11 protein-coding genes and 1 pseudogene are annotated in these 15713 nt (G+C 71.9%); 9 read left to right on the forward strand and 3 right to left on the reverse strand.

The window, feature by feature from the left end; translation table 11 throughout:
- Positions 1-15: 15 nt before the first annotated feature.
- The 3 genes and pseudogenes from SAVERM_RS45315 (at position 16) to SAVERM_RS13525 (ending at position 2696) form a co-directional block, all read left to right on the forward strand.
- On the forward strand, positions 16-144 hold the full coding sequence (locus SAVERM_RS45315; protein WP_261172585.1) for a hypothetical protein: 129 nt from the start codon (positions 16-18) through the stop codon (positions 142-144).
- Between the two features lie 706 nt (positions 145-850).
- A pseudogene (locus SAVERM_RS13520) lies at positions 851-1983 on the forward strand (adenosine deaminase).
- 32 nt (positions 1984-2015) lie between these two features.
- A complete protein-coding gene (locus SAVERM_RS13525) occupies positions 2016-2696 on the forward strand; it encodes a glycerophosphodiester phosphodiesterase (RefSeq protein ID WP_010984032.1) in 681 nt (226 codons plus the stop codon).
- Positions 2697-2815: 119 nt separating this feature from the next.
- Here the strand turns inward: SAVERM_RS13525 and SAVERM_RS13530 are convergent, their stop codons facing one another.
- Positions 2816-4489, reverse strand: a complete 1674-nt coding sequence (locus tag SAVERM_RS13530; RefSeq protein WP_037652065.1) for an RNA polymerase sigma factor — start codon at positions 4487-4489, stop codon at positions 2816-2818.
- Between the two features lie 273 nt (positions 4490-4762).
- Positions 4763-5290 carry a hypothetical protein gene (locus SAVERM_RS13535; protein ID WP_037652067.1) on the reverse strand — a complete coding sequence of 176 codons (528 nt, stop codon included), beginning with the start codon at positions 5288-5290 and terminating at the stop codon, positions 4763-4765.
- 123 nt (positions 5291-5413) lie between these two features.
- Between SAVERM_RS13535 and SAVERM_RS13540 the strand changes: the two genes are divergently transcribed.
- The 4 genes from SAVERM_RS13540 to SAVERM_RS13555 all read left to right on the forward strand — a co-directional run bounded on the left by SAVERM_RS13540 (position 5414) and on the right by SAVERM_RS13555 (position 9997).
- Positions 5414-5878, forward strand: coding sequence for a hypothetical protein (locus SAVERM_RS13540; protein ID WP_037652091.1), 465 nt, complete (start codon positions 5414-5416; stop codon positions 5876-5878).
- A 95-nt stretch (positions 5879-5973) separates the two neighbouring features.
- Entirely contained in the window at positions 5974-8502 is a 2529-nt protein-coding gene (locus SAVERM_RS13545) for an ATP-dependent Clp protease ATP-binding subunit (RefSeq protein WP_010984036.1), read from the forward strand.
- A gap of 242 nt (positions 8503-8744) precedes the next feature.
- Positions 8745-9329 (forward strand): PadR family transcriptional regulator, encoded by a 585-nt coding sequence (locus tag SAVERM_RS13550; protein WP_078234493.1) that lies wholly within the window; start codon positions 8745-8747, stop codon positions 9327-9329.
- Positions 9330-9559: 230 nt separating this feature from the next.
- Positions 9560-9997 (forward strand): OsmC family protein, encoded by a 438-nt coding sequence (locus tag SAVERM_RS13555; RefSeq protein ID WP_010984038.1) that lies wholly within the window; start codon positions 9560-9562, stop codon positions 9995-9997.
- Positions 9998-10267: 270 nt separating this feature from the next.
- Here the strand turns inward: SAVERM_RS13555 and SAVERM_RS13560 are convergent, their stop codons facing one another.
- Complete coding sequence (locus SAVERM_RS13560) at positions 10268-11458, reverse strand: MFS transporter (RefSeq protein WP_037649786.1); 1191 nt, start codon at positions 11456-11458, stop codon at positions 10268-10270.
- Between the two features lie 203 nt (positions 11459-11661).
- Here SAVERM_RS13560 and SAVERM_RS13565 point away from each other — a divergent pair, with 203 nt between their 5' ends.
- Together SAVERM_RS13565 and SAVERM_RS13570 are read left to right on the forward strand one after the other, a co-directional pair.
- The gene (locus SAVERM_RS13565; protein WP_010984040.1) at positions 11662-14457 is read left to right on the forward strand and encodes an alpha/beta hydrolase family protein; all 2796 of its coding nucleotides are present in this window, start codon (positions 11662-11664) and stop codon (positions 14455-14457) included.
- A 133-nt stretch (positions 14458-14590) separates the two neighbouring features.
- Entirely contained in the window at positions 14591-15553 is a 963-nt protein-coding gene (locus SAVERM_RS13570) for an NAD(P)H-dependent flavin oxidoreductase (protein WP_037649705.1), read from the forward strand.
- Positions 15554-15713: the final 160 nt, after the last annotated feature.

Consider the following 15713-nt stretch of genomic DNA (forward strand, 5'->3'; position numbering starts at 1 on the left):
GGGGGTGCGAAGGGGTTGTCCGAACCGCTGACGGGGGCGGCGAACGGGTTGGCGGCGGACGACGGCGGCGTGTGGGCCTGCGGTGGCGTCGGCGGGGCGAAGGGGTTGCCCGACGAGGCCGGTGAGGCGGCAGGCGAGGCCTGAGCGGCGCCGGGTGCGGCGAAGGGGGCGTCGGTGCGTCGGCGGCCGGCGGGGCGAAGGGGTTCTGCCAGAGCGGCGCGCCCGACGCACCCGCGTCGGGCGGCGTGCCCGCGCCCGGCACGGAGACGACGGTGGCCTGGTCGTGCACGGAGGGTGTACCGACACCCGGGACCGCCGTGTCCTGAGGTGCGGGGGCGGTGTCCTGGGACGCGGCGGCGGCGCTGTCACCGGACGACGCCGCGTCCCGGGGCGCGGAAGGGATGCCGTCGCCGTAAACGAGAGTGTCCTGGGGCGATCCAGCGGCGATGTCGGCGTGGAGCCCGGTGTCGTCGTGCGGTACGGCGGGGACGCTGTCGCCCGAGAGCACCGTGTCCTCGGGTGATATGCCGCCGCCGGGCTGCGGTGCCGTGTCCGCCGGGGGTGCCCACGGGTTCGGCTCGGGTCGGGCGTCCTCGACACCCTTGCCCGGATCCACCCGCGGCACGGGTACCGCGTCCGCCTGCTGCGCACCCTGCGCCCTCGCGTCGGCCGGGGTGCCCGGCTCCGGGGGTGCCCACGGGTCCGGCGCGGCGTTCTCCGGTGCCTTGGGCGCCTGAGCGTCGTCGGACATGCGCGGGGTCCCCTCTGTCGTGCGTTCCGTCATGCTACGGCCCGAGCCTCCCTCGCGGGGGCCGCAGCCTACGATGATCCCTGAGTCACCGATCAGCCGATCACCCGCGTCCCGCCCGCAGCCGGTGCGAGGACGCCGTTCCTGGGGAGGAACCCTTGACCGAGCACTTCGACGCCCGTGGCACCCGCGACGCCCAGACCGGGCGCGACCTGCACTCCTTCATCGCCGGACTGCCGAAGGCCGAACTGCACGTGCATCACGTCGGCTCCGCCTCCCCCCGCATCGTCTCGGAGCTGGCCGCCCGCCACCCCGACTCCAGCGTGCCGACCGACCCCGAGGCCCTGGCCGACTACTTCACGTTCACGGACTTCGCCCACTTCATCAAGGTGTACCTGTCCGTCGTCGACCTCATCCGAACCCCCGAGGACGTCCGGCTGCTGACGTACGAGGTCGCCCGTGAACTCGCCCGGCAGCAGGTGCGGTACGCCGAGCTGACCATCACCCCGTTCTCCTCCACCCGGCGCGGCATCGACGAGCGCGCGTTCATGGACGCCATCGAGGACGCCCGCAAGTCGGCCGAGGCCGAGTTCGGGACCGTACTGCGCTGGTGCTTCGACATCCCCGGCGAGGCGGGCCTGGAGTCCGCCGAGGAGACGGTGCGGCTCGCCACCGACGACCGGCTGCGCCCCGAGGGGCTCGTCTCCTTCGGGCTCGGCGGCCCCGAGATCGGCGTACCGCGCCCGCAGTTCAAGCCGTACTTCGACCGGGCGATCGCCGCCGGGCTGCGGTCCGTGCCGCACGCCGGTGAGACGACCGGACCCGAGACGGTCTGGGACGCCCTCACCGACCTGCGCGCCGAACGCATCGGACATGGCACCAGCTCCGCCCAGGACCCGAAGCTGCTCGCCCACCTCGCCGAGCACCGCATCCCGCTGGAGGTCTGCCCGACCTCCAACATCGCGACCCGCGCGGTCCGCACGCTCGACGAGCACCCCGTCAAGGAGTTCGTCCGGGCCGGCGTCGTCGTCACCATCAACTCCGACGACCCGCCGATGTTCGGCACCGACCTCAACAACGAGTACGCGATCGCCGCCCGCCTCCTCGACCTCGACGAGCGGGGCCTCGCCGGCCTCGCCAAGAACAGCGTCGAGGCGTCCTTCCTCGACGCCGCGGGCAAGGCCCGGATCGCCGCCGAGATCGACACGTACACCGCGGCATGGCTCGCGCCCTGAACCACCAGCACGCCACGATCACGAGGGATCCCATGCGCACCGTGACAGCCGTCGCCCACCGTGGCGACCCCTATCGCGTCCGCGAGAACACGATCGACTCGCTGCGTTCCGCGCTCCGGCAGGGCGCGGACGCGGTCGAGATCGACGTACGGCTCACCCGTGACGGCGTTCCCGTGCTGCTGCACGACGAGACGCTGAAGCGGCTGTGGGAGCAGGACCGGCCGCTGCGGTCGCTCTCCTGGGACGAGGTCCGGGGGCTGACGGACGGCGGGGTGCCGACGCTGGTCGACGCGCTGGCGGCCACCGGGGAGAGCCGGGTCATGCTGGACCTGCCGGGTGCCGGCCCCCGGGCGGTGCGCAGGATCGTCGACGTCATCCGGGAGTACGGAGCCGAGGAGCGCGTGTACTACTGCGCCGGGGCCCCGGCCATGCTCGCGGTGCGCGCGGCCGACCCCGCCGCCGAGATCGCCCTGACCTGGACGACGCTCGCACCGCCGCGCCCCGCGCTGCTCGACGCGGTGCGCCCGCGCTGGCTCAACTACCGCTTCTCGCTGGTCGACCGCGAGCTCACGGCACGCGTGCACCGCGAGGGCTATCTGCTGTCGGCGTGGACCCCCGACACCCGCCGTTCGATGCGGCGTCTGCTCGACATGGGCGTCGACGCGATCACGACGAACCGTATCGACGCGTTGTGCGCGTTGCGCAAGGACTGAGTCTCACGAGGCCCGAGCCACGGGGGCCGATTCATGGGGGGCCGATTCATGGGGGGCCGTTCATGGGGGGCCGTTCATGAGGGGGGACTTAGTCACGGGGGGACCGAGTCAATGGGGGTTCAGGGAGTGACGCGGGAGCGCTGCCGTACCGTCGCCGGGTCCGCGGGGGCGGACCGCGTCAGGTACTGCGGCACCGGGGCCGTGTCCTTGCCGTTGTCGCGTACGAGGCCGTAGCGGACGGCGCCCTGTTCGGGCCCCGTGCGGACGTCCTGGGCCGCCTTGCCCCAGGACGAGGTCTCGACGAAGAGGTTGTAGTCGGCGCCGCGCTCGTTCTGGTGGAGGGTGACGGTGCCGTCGATCCAGAAGTACTCGTTCTGCCACATCTGCTGGGTGCCGGACGGCAGTACGGCCAGGCCGGTGGCCGGACCGCCCATCCAGGTCGTGCCGTCCGTGGTGCCGGGCTGCGGATCGTCCATACGGTGGCCGCCGCCCGAGGCGACGTGGAAGAGCCTGCCGTCGAGTCCGGTCCAGGCCGGCATCGCGACGCTCCCCGGACGTTCCTTGGGCTGGATCTGCCACCGGACCCGGAAATAGCCCTCTCCGCTGAGGGTGACCGTCTCGCCGCGATGGGTCAGACCGGTCGCGGGTGCGCCCGTCGCGGTGACGCCCTTCTCGGCACGGCGGGGCAGCACCTTGGGCGGCGTATCCGCCGAGGGCGCGCTGTCGACGGCGTCGACGACAGTGCCGTACAGCGGGACCCGGGTCTTCGACGGGCTCGGGCTGGGGCTCGTGGTGCGGCTGGGGCTCGGCGAGGCGGACCGGGTGACCGACGGCGGGCGCGCCGTGCTCGCCGCCGTCGGCGCGGCGACAGCCCGGCGCGGCGGGTGGTCGGGCGTCTGCGTCACGACGTACACGCCGCCCGCCGCGAAGGTCGCGCCCGCCGTGACCGCGACGGCGGGCTTGCCGAGCACACCGAGCACCTTGGCGGACCAGCCGGCCGACGCCGCCGTGGCGGCCGCCGCCGGTTTGCCGCCGAGCGCCAGCGACAGGGTGAAACCGGCCGGGACCGGAACGAGCGCGATCCCGGCGAGGAGCCGCTCTGCCGGTACGACCGCCTCGCCCGGCCCGGCGCAGTACCCGCAGCCCCGGATGTGCCGGGCCAGCCTCTTGCGCCACACCGAGTCGGGCCGTCCGCTCCAGCGGGCGGTCATGTCACGCAGCTCGGGGCAGGACGAGTCGAGGGCACGCACGATGCCGCGCGCGGTCTCCAGGCGGGCCTTCGTCCGCTGCACCCGTACGGCGGCATGCTGACGGCTGATGCCGACCGCCGCCGCCAGCTCACGCCGGGTCAGTTCGCCCGCGACCTCCAGCCACCACAGGGACAGCAGCTGCCGGTCCTCGGCGTCGAGCCAGCGCACCGCCTCCGCGACCTCACGCCGCTGGCCCTCCAACTGGAGCCGCAGAACGGTGAGTTCGGCGAAGTCCACGGCCTGGTCGCCCGCGCCGTCGGTCAGGGGCTCCGCCGTGCGCCGCCGGGCCCGGTCACGTATCTGCCGCATCGCGATCGCGACCAGCCACGACCGGAAGCTGTCCGGATCGCGCAGCGAGCCGAGGTGGTCGACGGCGCGCAGCATGGTCTCCTGCACGACGTCGTCGACGTCCGCGTGGCCGCCCAGGGCGCGGCCGACGACGTTGTAGACCAGCGGCAGCCAGCCCGCGACCAGCTCGTCGAGTGCCTCCCGGTCACCGGCCTGCGCGGCCGCGATGGTGGAGTGCCACTGCCGCCCGTCCACGTACGTCCCTTTCGATGGCGCGCTGATCAGAGCAGGATGCCCCGAACCAGGTTGGACCTGCCCGTGCGCTATGCCGCAGGTCACAGTCGGCTCGTGGAGCCCTCGGACACCACGCGTGGAGTCCTCGGACACCACAGGAGACGGAGTGCCGCCCTCCGCAATAACAGTTTTTCCTCCCGCCGAAGAACTTTCGCTCCATCCGCCCCGGGGACTCCGGCAACACGTCGGCACGCCAAGGGGGTTGACCGGGGTCGGCGAGGCGGCCGGCGGCGCTCAGGCGGTGACGACCGCGGCCGCGGGCGGGGCGGCCGTGAGCGCCTCCAGCCGCTTGATCTTCTTGCGCAGGACGTACAGCGGGATCACCCCGAAGACCCCGAACGACATGTCGACGACCGACCACCAGAAGGGAATGCCGCGGATCGGACCGCAGATGAGGGCGAGCGGGACGATGCCGGCGCAGCCGATCATGCCGAACTCGACGACCCAGATGTTGCGGACGGGGTCGCGATAGGGGCCGTAGAAGGCGACCGCGATCACGAGGTGCGCGAACGCCAGCCAGTCCGTGCCGTACAGCACGAAGGGGTACTTCGCGTCGGTGGCGTCGAGCCCGCGGCGGACACGCTCGATCCAGTCCATCAGGCCGGGCAGGCGGTCCGGCACGGAAAGGGACCGCAGCAGGTCCTCGGTCCAGCGCAGTTCGTGCACCAGGGGGAAGGCCGTGGCGCCGCTGAGCACCAGGCAGACGACGAAGACGACCAGCCACCCGCGGATGCCCTTGAGAAGGGCGACTCTGTCGCTCATGACTGGAGCGTACCCCCCGACTTGAACGCGTTCAAAAAGCATTCCGGGCCACTTCACCCCGAGGACGCCGTCTGACGTAAGGATGCGTTGACGTCAAGGTGGCTTGATGGCACCGTGGAAGACGTGGCCACTCCTGACGAGCTAGAGCGCCAGTACACGCTGCTGTCCGCCGCGGCGCGTTTCGACGCACTGCGCACACGCGACGCCCTCGCCCCGCCCCCGGACGACGTGGACGACGTGGACGACCTGGGTGACGGGGGCGGCGGGGACGGCGCCGAGCCGGACGAGGCCACCGGATCGGCGGCACCCCTGACCCGCGAGGAAGCCCTTGAGCTTCTCGCGCTCGGCGAGGTGCTCGCCCGCAAGGCGGCCTACGGCCGTCAGCTCTCCGTACGGTCCGCCCGCCGGGCCGGTGCCTCCTGGTCACAGATCGGCGCCGCCCTCGGCACCAGCAAGCAGGCCGCGTGGGAGGCGCACAATCGCTGGATCGACGAACAGGCCAAACAGGACCGGGAAGCCGGACACTGGGGACTGAACGACAAGGAGATCGACGCGGCCCGGACGCTCGCGGGCGAGCTGGACAACTAGGGCATACGTCATGCGCCGCACCCCGGTCCCGCCTCCGCCCCGACCGCCCGTCGTGGCCCTACGACCACCGCACCCTTCCTGAGGAGCGATCAACGATGTTCGAGAGGTTCACCGACCGCGCGCGGCGCGTTGTCGTCCTGGCTCAGGAAGAAGCCCGGATGCTCAACCACAACTACATCGGCACCGAGCACATCCTCCTGGGCCTGATCCACGAGGGTGAGGGTGTCGCCGCCAAGGCCCTGGAGAGCCTCGGGATTTCGCTCGAGGCGGTCCGCCAGCAGGTGGAGGAGATCATCGGCCAGGGCCAGCAGGCCCCGTCCGGGCACATCCCCTTCACTCCCCGTGCCAAGAAGGTCCTGGAGCTGTCGCTCCGCGAGGCCCTTCAGCTGGGCCACAACTACATCGGCACGGAGCACATCCTGCTCGGCCTGATCCGTGAGGGCGAGGGTGTCGCCGCCCAGGTCCTGGTCAAGCTGGGCGCAGACCTCAACCGGGTGCGGCAGCAGGTCATCCAGCTGCTCTCCGGTTACCACCAGGGCAAGGAGAGCACCGTCGAGGGCGGTCCTGCCGAGGGCACCCCCTCCACGTCCCTGGTCCTCGACCAGTTCGGCCGGAATCTCACCCAGGCCGCTCGTGAGTCCAAGCTCGACCCGGTCATCGGGCGCGAGAAGGAGATCGAGCGGGTCATGCAGGTGCTGTCCCGCCGTACGAAGAACAACCCGGTCCTGATCGGTGAGCCCGGTGTCGGCAAGACCGCCGTCGTCGAGGGCCTCGCTCAGGCGATCGTCAAGGGCGAGGTGCCCGAGACCCTCAAGGACAAGCACCTCTACACCCTGGACCTGGGTGCGCTGGTCGCCGGTTCCCGCTACCGCGGTGACTTCGAGGAGCGCCTGAAGAAGGTGCTGAAGGAGATCCGCACCCGCGGCGACATCATCCTGTTCATCGACGAGCTGCACACGCTCGTCGGTGCGGGTGCCGCCGAGGGCGCCATCGACGCGGCTTCGATCCTGAAGCCGATGCTGGCCCGCGGTGAGCTGCAGACCATCGGCGCCACCACACTCGACGAGTACAAGAAGTATCTGGAGAAGGACGCGGCTCTCGAGCGGCGTTTCCAGCCGATCCAGGTGGCGGAGCCTTCCCTCCCCCACACGATCGAGATCCTCAAGGGCCTGCGGGACCGTTACGAGGCACACCACCGTGTCTCCATCACGGACGAGGCCCTGGTGCAGGCGGCGACGCTCGCCGACCGCTACGTCTCGGACCGCTTCCTCCCGGACAAGGCGATCGACCTGATCGACGAGGCGGGTTCCCGGATGCGGATCCGCCGGATGACCGCGCCGCCGGACCTGCGCGAGTTCGACGAGAAGATCGCGGGCGTGCGCCACGACAAGGAGTCCGCGATCGACTCGCAGGACTTCGAGAAAGCCGCCTCCCTTCGCGACAAGGAGAAGCAGCTCCTGGCCGCGAAGGCCAAGCGGGAGAAGGAGTGGAAGACCGGCGACATGGACGTCGTCGCCGAGGTCGACGGCGAGCTGATCGCCGAAGTTCTGGCCGCGTCGACGGGCATTCCCGTCTTCAAGCTCACAGAAGAGGAGTCGAGTCGTCTCCTGCGCATGGAGGACGAGCTCCACAAGCGGGTCATCGGCCAGAAGGACGCCGTCAAGGCGCTGTCGAAGGCGATCCGTCGTACGCGTGCGGGTCTGAAGGACCCGAAGCGTCCGGGTGGTTCGTTCATCTTCGCGGGCCCGTCCGGTGTCGGTAAGACCGAGCTGTCGAGGGCCCTGGCGGAGTTCCTGTTCGGTGACGAGGACGCGCTGATCTCCCTCGACATGTCGGAGTTCAGCGAGAAGCACACGGTCTCGCGTCTGTTCGGTTCGCCTCCCGGTTACGTGGGCTACGAAGAGGGCGGGCAGCTGACCGAGAAGGTCCGCCGCAAGCCGTTCTCCGTGGTCCTGTTCGACGAGGTCGAGAAGGCCCACGCGGACATCTTCAACTCGCTGCTGCAGATCCTGGAGGACGGTCGGCTGACCGACTCCCAGGGCCGGGTCGTGGACTTCAAGAACACGGTCATCATCATGACGACCAACCTCGGCACCCGGGACATCTCCAAGGGCTTCAACCTGGGCTTCGCCGCCCAGGGCGACTCCAAGTCCACCTACGAGCGCATGAAGAACAAGGTCGCGGACGAGCTCAAACGGCACTTCCGCCCCGAGTTCCTCAACCGCGTCGACGACGTGGTCGTCTTCCCGCAACTGACGCGGGACGACATCCTCGCGATCGTCGACCTGATGATCACCAAGGTCGACGAGCGCCTCAAGGACCGGGACATGGGCATCGAACTCGCCCAGTCCGCGAAGGAACTGCTCGCGCAGAAGGGCTACGACCCCATGCTCGGGGCGCGGCCGCTGCGCCGCACGATCCAGCGCGAGATCGAGGACACCCTCTCCGAGAAGATCCTCTTCGGGGAGCTGCGTCCGGGCCACATCGTGGTCGTCGACACGGAGGGCGAGGGCGAGACCAAGACCTTCACCTTCCGCGGCGAGGAGAAGTCGGCCCTGCCCGACGTCCCCCCGATCGAACAGGCAACAGGAGGTGACCGGCCGGGCTCGGGTACGGAGTCCTGACACCGGGCCTTGCGTCCGGCCCCTCCCGCGCCGCGCCGCGCTGGGCGGCGCGGCGCGGGGGGCGGGGGGCTGGCGCGGGAGGGGCCGGGCCGGTCAGCAGCTCGAAGTCATCAGCCTCGGCATCGATTCGTCATCCATCGATTCAAGGTATGCATCGCTTCAAGACATGCATCGCTTCAAGCGTTGCTTCAAGGTATGCATCGCTTCAGGGTATATCGATTCGATGTGGGATGATGGCGGCCATGCTCGAACTCGCGATCCTCGGCTTCCTCGCAGGCGGCCCGCTGCACGGCTACGAACTGCGCCGCCGTATCGCGCAGCTGTCCGGCCACACCACCCCTGTCAGCGACGGCAGCCTCTACCCGGCGATCAACCGTCTGGTGAAGCGGGGGCTGCTGGACCGACGTGTCGAGCCGGGCGCGGCGGCCGCCCAGCGGTACGTGCTGAGCCTGACCGAGGCCGGCCACGCCGAACTGCTTCAGCGCCTGCGGCACCCGGCCGACCAGGCGATCACCGACGGCAGCCAGTTCTTCACGGTCCTGGCCTTCCTCTCCCGGCTGCCGGACATCGCCGACCAGCACGCGGTGCTGCGCCGGCGTCTGGCGTTCCTGGAGGAGCCGGCGAGCTTCTTCTACGACGGCGACCGCCCGGTGCGCGCGGAGGAGGTCGCCGACCCCTACCGGCGCGGCATGATGCGGGTCGCCCGCGCCACCAGCCGTGCCGAACGCGCCTGGCTGCACGAGGTTCTCGACACCCCTGACCAGGCAGGACCTGGTGACGCGCGCACGGCGAACGGCGCGGCTACGCCCGACGAGCACGTCGACTGAGACGCTACGGAGGGTGCACATGCCTGCGTCGGCGATCCCGTGCCTCGCGCCGTTCGCCGTGCGGCCCGTGGCCCGCCCACCCGTCCGCCCACCCGTCCGCCCGTCCGTCCGTCCATCCGTCCGTCCGTCCGTCCGTCCGTCCGTCCGCAGCGCACTCCGCGCACAAGGCTCCACCTCGACCGGACCGACATCCACGGCGGTCTGCGCAGCCCGACACTAATGTCGGCGGCATGACCGAACACACCCTGCGCTCTGTCAGCGTCGAGCGGACCAGCACCGGCCACTTCACCGCGACGAACGTGCGCGGCGGCACGATCGGCTTCGGCACCGGCTCCGATCCCGGCGACACCGACTTCACCCCGGTCGAGCTGTTGCTCGCCGCGATCGGGGGCTGCACCGCGGTAGACGTCGACGTCGCCACCAGCCGCCACGCGGAGCCCACCGGATTCGCCGTCACCGTCACCGGCAACAAGATCAGTGACGAGCTCGGCAACCGGATGACCGACCTCGTGGTCACCTTCTCCGTCGCCTTCCCGGACGGTGAACCCGGCGACCGCGCCCGCGCGATCCTCCCCCGGGCGGTCAAGTCCTCCCACGACCGGCTCTGCACGGTCAGCCGCACGGTCGAGATCGGCACGCCCGTCACCGCGCGGGCCGCGGACACCTGACCCCACCGAAACCGCCCTGGCCGTTCGCGCCCCGCGCCCTCGACCGACTCACTCGGAGCCGGCCAAAAGGATGCCGGCCATCGGGCGCACGCCGCGCTGTCGCCAGGAAGTGCACGGACAAACCGTCGCGACGTCCCTCGGCGGCTGCCGACCGGTCCGCGCCGCAGGCCAGTTGACGGGGATTGACTCGACCGGGCTGGTCCGGCTGACGGCCGGATCCGCCGGCAGGCGAGCGGCGGCGCGGTCCGGCGTGACCGCGTCCGCCCGCGCTCACGTCCTCGCCCGTACCGGCCGCCGGAGCAGGTAGACGGCCGCGGTCGAGACCAGGACGGCCATGCACGCGATGAACACCAGCCCCGCACCCTCCAGGCCGATCGGACCCGTCAGTACCCCCACCCCGATCACCGGCACCGAGATGCCCACGTACGCCACCACGAACAGCGTGGAGATCACTGCGGCACGCCGGTCCGCGGGAGACGCCTCGGCCACCGCCGACAGCGCCCCGCGAAACGCCAGCCCCTGCCCTCCCCCGCCGACGAGCGCGCTCAGCACCACCAGCGACAACAGGTCCCACCGCAGGGCGCCCGCGAGCAGCGCCAGCCCGGCGAAGAGACCGGCACAGCCCAGCGGCAACGACCGCCCCACCCCGACCCGGCCGACCATCAACTGCCCGGCGGTCGAGGCGAAGAAGGCCAGCGCGACGATCAGCCCGACCACCGCGCGGTTGTCCACGCCGAGGGACTGCTCCAGGAACGCCGGGCTGACCGACGTGAACACCCCGAACAGGGCGAACCCCACGAACGATGCGGTCGCCGCGGGCACGAACACCGCCCGCACCTGCGAGGGCAGAGCGGGACGCTGCGGCCGTACCGTGCTCAGCGGCCGCGGCTCCCGAACGGTCTCCGGAAGCCACAGCAGGACGGCGGCCGAGCCGGCCACCAGCGCGAGGTGCACGACGAACGGCAGGTACAGCGGCCAGGCCGCGTACTGCGCGAGCACACCGGCGAGCAGTGGACCGCAGCCCAGCCCGCCCATGTTGGCGGCCGTCGCCACGAACGTGGCCCGGGAGGCGCCGCCGTACGGTGCCAGGTCGATCACGTACACCGTGGCGGCCCCGGTGAACAGGCCGGCGGACAGCCCCGACAGCAGCCGCCCCGCATACAGCCAGCCCAGCCCGGTCGCGCACAGGAAACAGACGGCGCTCACGGCCGCGAATCCCAGACCCGCCAGCAGCACCGGCCGCCTGCCCACGGCGTCCGAGGCGTTGCCCGCCAGCAGCAGCATGCCGATGACCCCGAAGGCGTACACGGCGTACACGACGGTCACCGTCAGCTCGGAGAACCCGAACTTCTCCTGATAGAGGCCGTAGAGAGGGGTCGGCAGCGTGGTGCCGACCATGCACACGGCGAACACCGCCCCGCTGAGCAAACACTGGCGCCACCCTCGGCGATCACCGTCCATGCCGCCGACGGTAGTCCCGCGCACCACCCCGGGCCGGCCGGCCATGCCCGGCGCGCCGCGGGTACGGGAGATTCGATCACGGGTGACTCGATTCTTGTCCTGTGCGGGCGCACTTCCGCGGCACAGGCAACCCACAGGTCCCGTTTCGCTTCCTTCGAGGCGCGAGGGGCCCCCGGTACCGACGGGGCGCCCGCGCTCGAAGTATGAGGAGGGGACCCTTGAACCGCACCCGGCGAATAGGTGTCACCGCCCTGGCCGTGCTCGCGGCCCTGGCGGGCTCACCGGGGCTGGCCCAGGCCCAACAGCCGCCCCAGGCAAAGCCGTTGACAGCGGAGGCCGACAGTCCGCTGCCGCCGGGCTGGCGCGTCACCGGGGAGGGCGTCGCGCGGGAACTGGTCTGGCGGTCGGACAGGGCCGTGCCCGTGGGCGACGCCCGCGTCGAGTTCCACGCGGACGGCCGGCTGCTCGGGGTGCCGAAGGCGGCCAAGGACGGCCACACGTTCCGGCTCGCTCTCGGTAGAGCCACCCCGCTGAAGGACCTTCAAGTCCTGGCGGCCGGACGCCGGTTGGACGCGCCCGCCGGCACCACCGGCACCAAGAAGCCGAGGAACTCCGCGGCGGCCGCGCAGCCCCCGGCCCGGCTCCCGGCGAACTCCGTGGACCCGGGCAGGCCGGGCTCGTACCGCACGGTCACCGGCGAGTACGACCTCGACCCGGTGAAGCTGCCCGGCTTCGCCCAGCCGGTCGAGATGCAGGCCGTCGTCGTCGCACCCGAGGGCGCCACCGGCAAGCGGCCGCTCGCGCTGTTCCTCCACGGCCGCCACACCACCTGCTTCAAGCCCGGTGGGTCCGAGGACGACGTGACCATCGACTGGCCCTGCGCGGCCGGCACGCAGCCGATCCCGAGCCACAAGGGCTATCTGAAGGACCAGAAGCTGCTGGCCTCCCAGGGCTATGTGACGGTGTCGATCTCGGCGAACGGCATCAACGGCCAGGACGGGGACGCCGAGGACGGCGGTGCGCAGGCGCGCTCCTCGCTGGTGCGGCAGCACCTCGCCAAGTGGGCCGGCTGGGCCGCCCACCCGGGCTCCGCCCCGGCGGGCGTGCCCGACGCGGCCGAGGCCGACCTGTCCCGCGTCCTGCTCGTCGGCCACTCGCGCGGCGGCGAGGGCGTCAACCGGGCCGCCATGGACAGCCTCTACCCGCCGCCCGCCGCGCAGGACGGCTACCGGGGCCCGGTGCGCTGGAAGATCCGCGGGACCGTCCTCATCGGACCGACGATCTTCGGCCAGAATCCGGTCGCCGACGTGCCGTCCACGACGATCCTCCCCGGCTGCGACGGTGACGTCTCCGACCTCCAGGGCGAGGTGTACGTCGACGGGACGCGCGGGGTCAGCCGGGGCACCGCCCTGCACAGCGCCGTCTACGTGGTGGGCGCCAACCACAACTTCTTCAACACCGAGTGGACGCCGGGCAAGTCCGAGGCACCCTCCTCCGACGACTTCTGGGACGACCCGGAAGGGCAGCCCGACCCGGTGTGCTCCACGGGCACCCGCACCCGGCTGACCGCCGACCGGCAGCACCAGGCGGGCGCGACCTATATCGCCGCCGCGGCCCGGCTGTTCGTCGCCGGCGACGACCGGGTGCGCCCGCTGCTCGACGGCTCGGGCCGGCGCGCCCCCTCGGCCGACCCGGCCCGCGTGCTGACCCACGCGGTCGGCGCCCGCCGCACGGGCGGCTTCCTGCCCGACGCACCGGTGAAGGTGACCGGCGGCAGGCTGTGCTCGGCGGTCGACCCCGACCCGGCCAGGGCATGCCTGAACCCCGACACCAACGGGTCGTCGCCGCACTTCGCGGGGTGGCAGACGGAGAAGGAGACCGGCCGCGGCGCGGTCGCGCTGAAGTGGTCGACGCCGGGCACGGCGGCGAAGGTCCGCCCCGCCGCTCCGGTGTCCCTCTCCGGTGCGAAAAGCCTGGCGTTGCGCGTGTTCGTGCCGCCGAACGCGACCGGCACCAAGCTGGACGTGGCCGTCACCGACTCCTCCGGCCGCCGGGCCAAGCTCGGCCGGGTCCAGGCCGACGGGCTGCCGGGCTCCGAGCGCACCGCCTCCTACTGGGCGCGCGAGCTGCGCGTCCCGCTGACGGCGGCCACCCGCGCCGGTCTCGACCTGAGGCACGTCAAGTCCCTCGAACTGACCCCGCGTTCACGGTCCGGGCGGGCCTGGCTGATGGATGCCTGGGGCTGGGCCCCCGGTACCCCGGCGGCCAGGGCGGCGACACTGCCGCGCGTCGACATCGGCCGGCTCTCCGTCAAGGAGGGCGACTCGGGCACCCGTACGTACCACATCCCGGTCCAGGTCTCCGGGCACGGCAGCGGCAAGGTCCGCTTCTCCGTCCTCGACCCGGGCACCGGACGGGCCAAGGACAAGCTGATCACGGTACGGCCGGGCAGCAACCCCATCGACGTGCCCGTGAAGGTGAAGGGCGACACGCGCTTCGGCTACGACGAGCAGAACGACCTCATCGCGAAGGCCGTGCGCGGCGCCGTCATCGGCTCGTACCGGGGCGGCGTCACCGCGGTGAACGACGACCCCGCGCCCGCGGTCACCATGACGCCGGTCACGGACCGGGTGACCGAGGGAGGGACGCTGACGTGGCGGATCTCCCTCTCCGAGCCCGCCGACGTGGACGTCTGGCAGCCGGTCCGGGCGCTTCCGGTCACCGAGGGCGCCGAGTTGTCCACCAAGGACGTGGACCCGCAGTGGCTGACGGACCACACCGGTGACCTCCCCGACCCGGAGCGCGCGCTCTCCAAGGCGAACGTGTGGGTGTGGACGAGCATTCCGGCCGGGGCCACCACCGCCGACTTCGTCGTGCCGACGGTGAAGGACCAACTGGCCGAGCCGGCCGAGTCGGTACGCCTCGCGCTGACCGACGACAACGCCGAGCCGCTTCCCGACCACCCCGTGCGGACGGGCACGGTGGTGGACGCGCCGTAGACCGCCCTTGGTAGGGGGCATGGGCAGGGTGACCCATGCCCATGCCCCCTACCGCGCGGGAAGAGCCGCGCGGCTCAGACCTTCAGCCGGGCGCCTTCCCACGCGGGGTGCTCCGGGGGGCATGATGGCGGCTATGGGGCTGTCGACGCGGTTCACGGAACTGTTCGGTGTGCAACACCCGATCGCGCTGGCGCCGATGGGCGGATCGGCCGGCGGTGCCCTGGCGGCGGCGGTCTCTCGCGGCGGCGGGCTCGGCATGCTGGGCGCCGGGGGCGGGGACCGGGAGTGGCTGGCCCGCGAACTGCCACTCGTTGCGCAGGCCGGCGGCAGGCCATGGGGTATCGGTTTCCAGACCTGGGCGATCGACCGCAGCACGGTCGAGCGGGCGTTGGAGCACACCCCCCGGGCGGTGATGTTGTCCTTCGGGGACCCGAGCCCGTTCGCGGAGTGCGTTCGCGCGGCGGGCGCTGTGCTGATCGTTCAGGTGACCGATCTGGACGAGGCCAGGCAGGCGGTCGACCTGGGCGCCGATGTCATCGTGGCCCAGGGCACCGAGAGCGGTGGGCACGGGGCCCGGCAGGGGCGTTCCACGTTGCCGTTCGTGCCGGTCGTGGTGGATCTGGCGGCACCGGTGCCGGTGCTGGCAGCCGGTGGGATCGCCGATGGCCGCGGTGTGGCGGCGGCCCTGGCTCTGGGCGCCGCCGGGGCGCTCGTCGGCACCCGTTTCCAAGCCACGACCGAGGCCCTGGTGGACCCCTCGACCGCCAAGGCGATCGTCGAGGGACATGGCGGGGACACCGAGCGCAACCGGGTGCTCGACATCGCCCGGGGCTCTCGGTGGCCGTCGAAGTACACCGCGCGCACCCTCGGCCACCCCTACCTCGACCGGTGGCGGGGCCGGGAAGCCGAACTCGCCGGGGACCCCCGGGCCCGACAGGACTACCAGCGCGACGTCGCGCAGGGAAACATCCCCTCGCTGCCGGTGTGGGCCGGCGAGGCCATCGACCTCATCAAGGATCTGCCGTCCGCGGCCGATCTCGTCGCCACCCTGGCCGCGCAGGCGGAGGACGCACTCACCCGCGCGGGAAGACGCTGACCGGAGCCGTCCGCCCGGACGGGGGCCGGGCCGGCAGCGCCACTCGCTCCCGGCGTACCGGCTGCGCGCCCGCACCCGTTCGGTCAACGCCGGATCCAGATGCAAAGGCGTCCGGCGTCAGCCCGCCGCGGGCTGCGGCTCGACTCGGCTCGGCTCGGCT

The sequence above is a fragment of the Streptomyces avermitilis MA-4680 = NBRC 14893 genome (assembly GCF_000009765.2).
GTDB classification, from domain to species: domain Bacteria; phylum Actinomycetota; class Actinomycetes; order Streptomycetales; family Streptomycetaceae; genus Streptomyces; species Streptomyces avermitilis.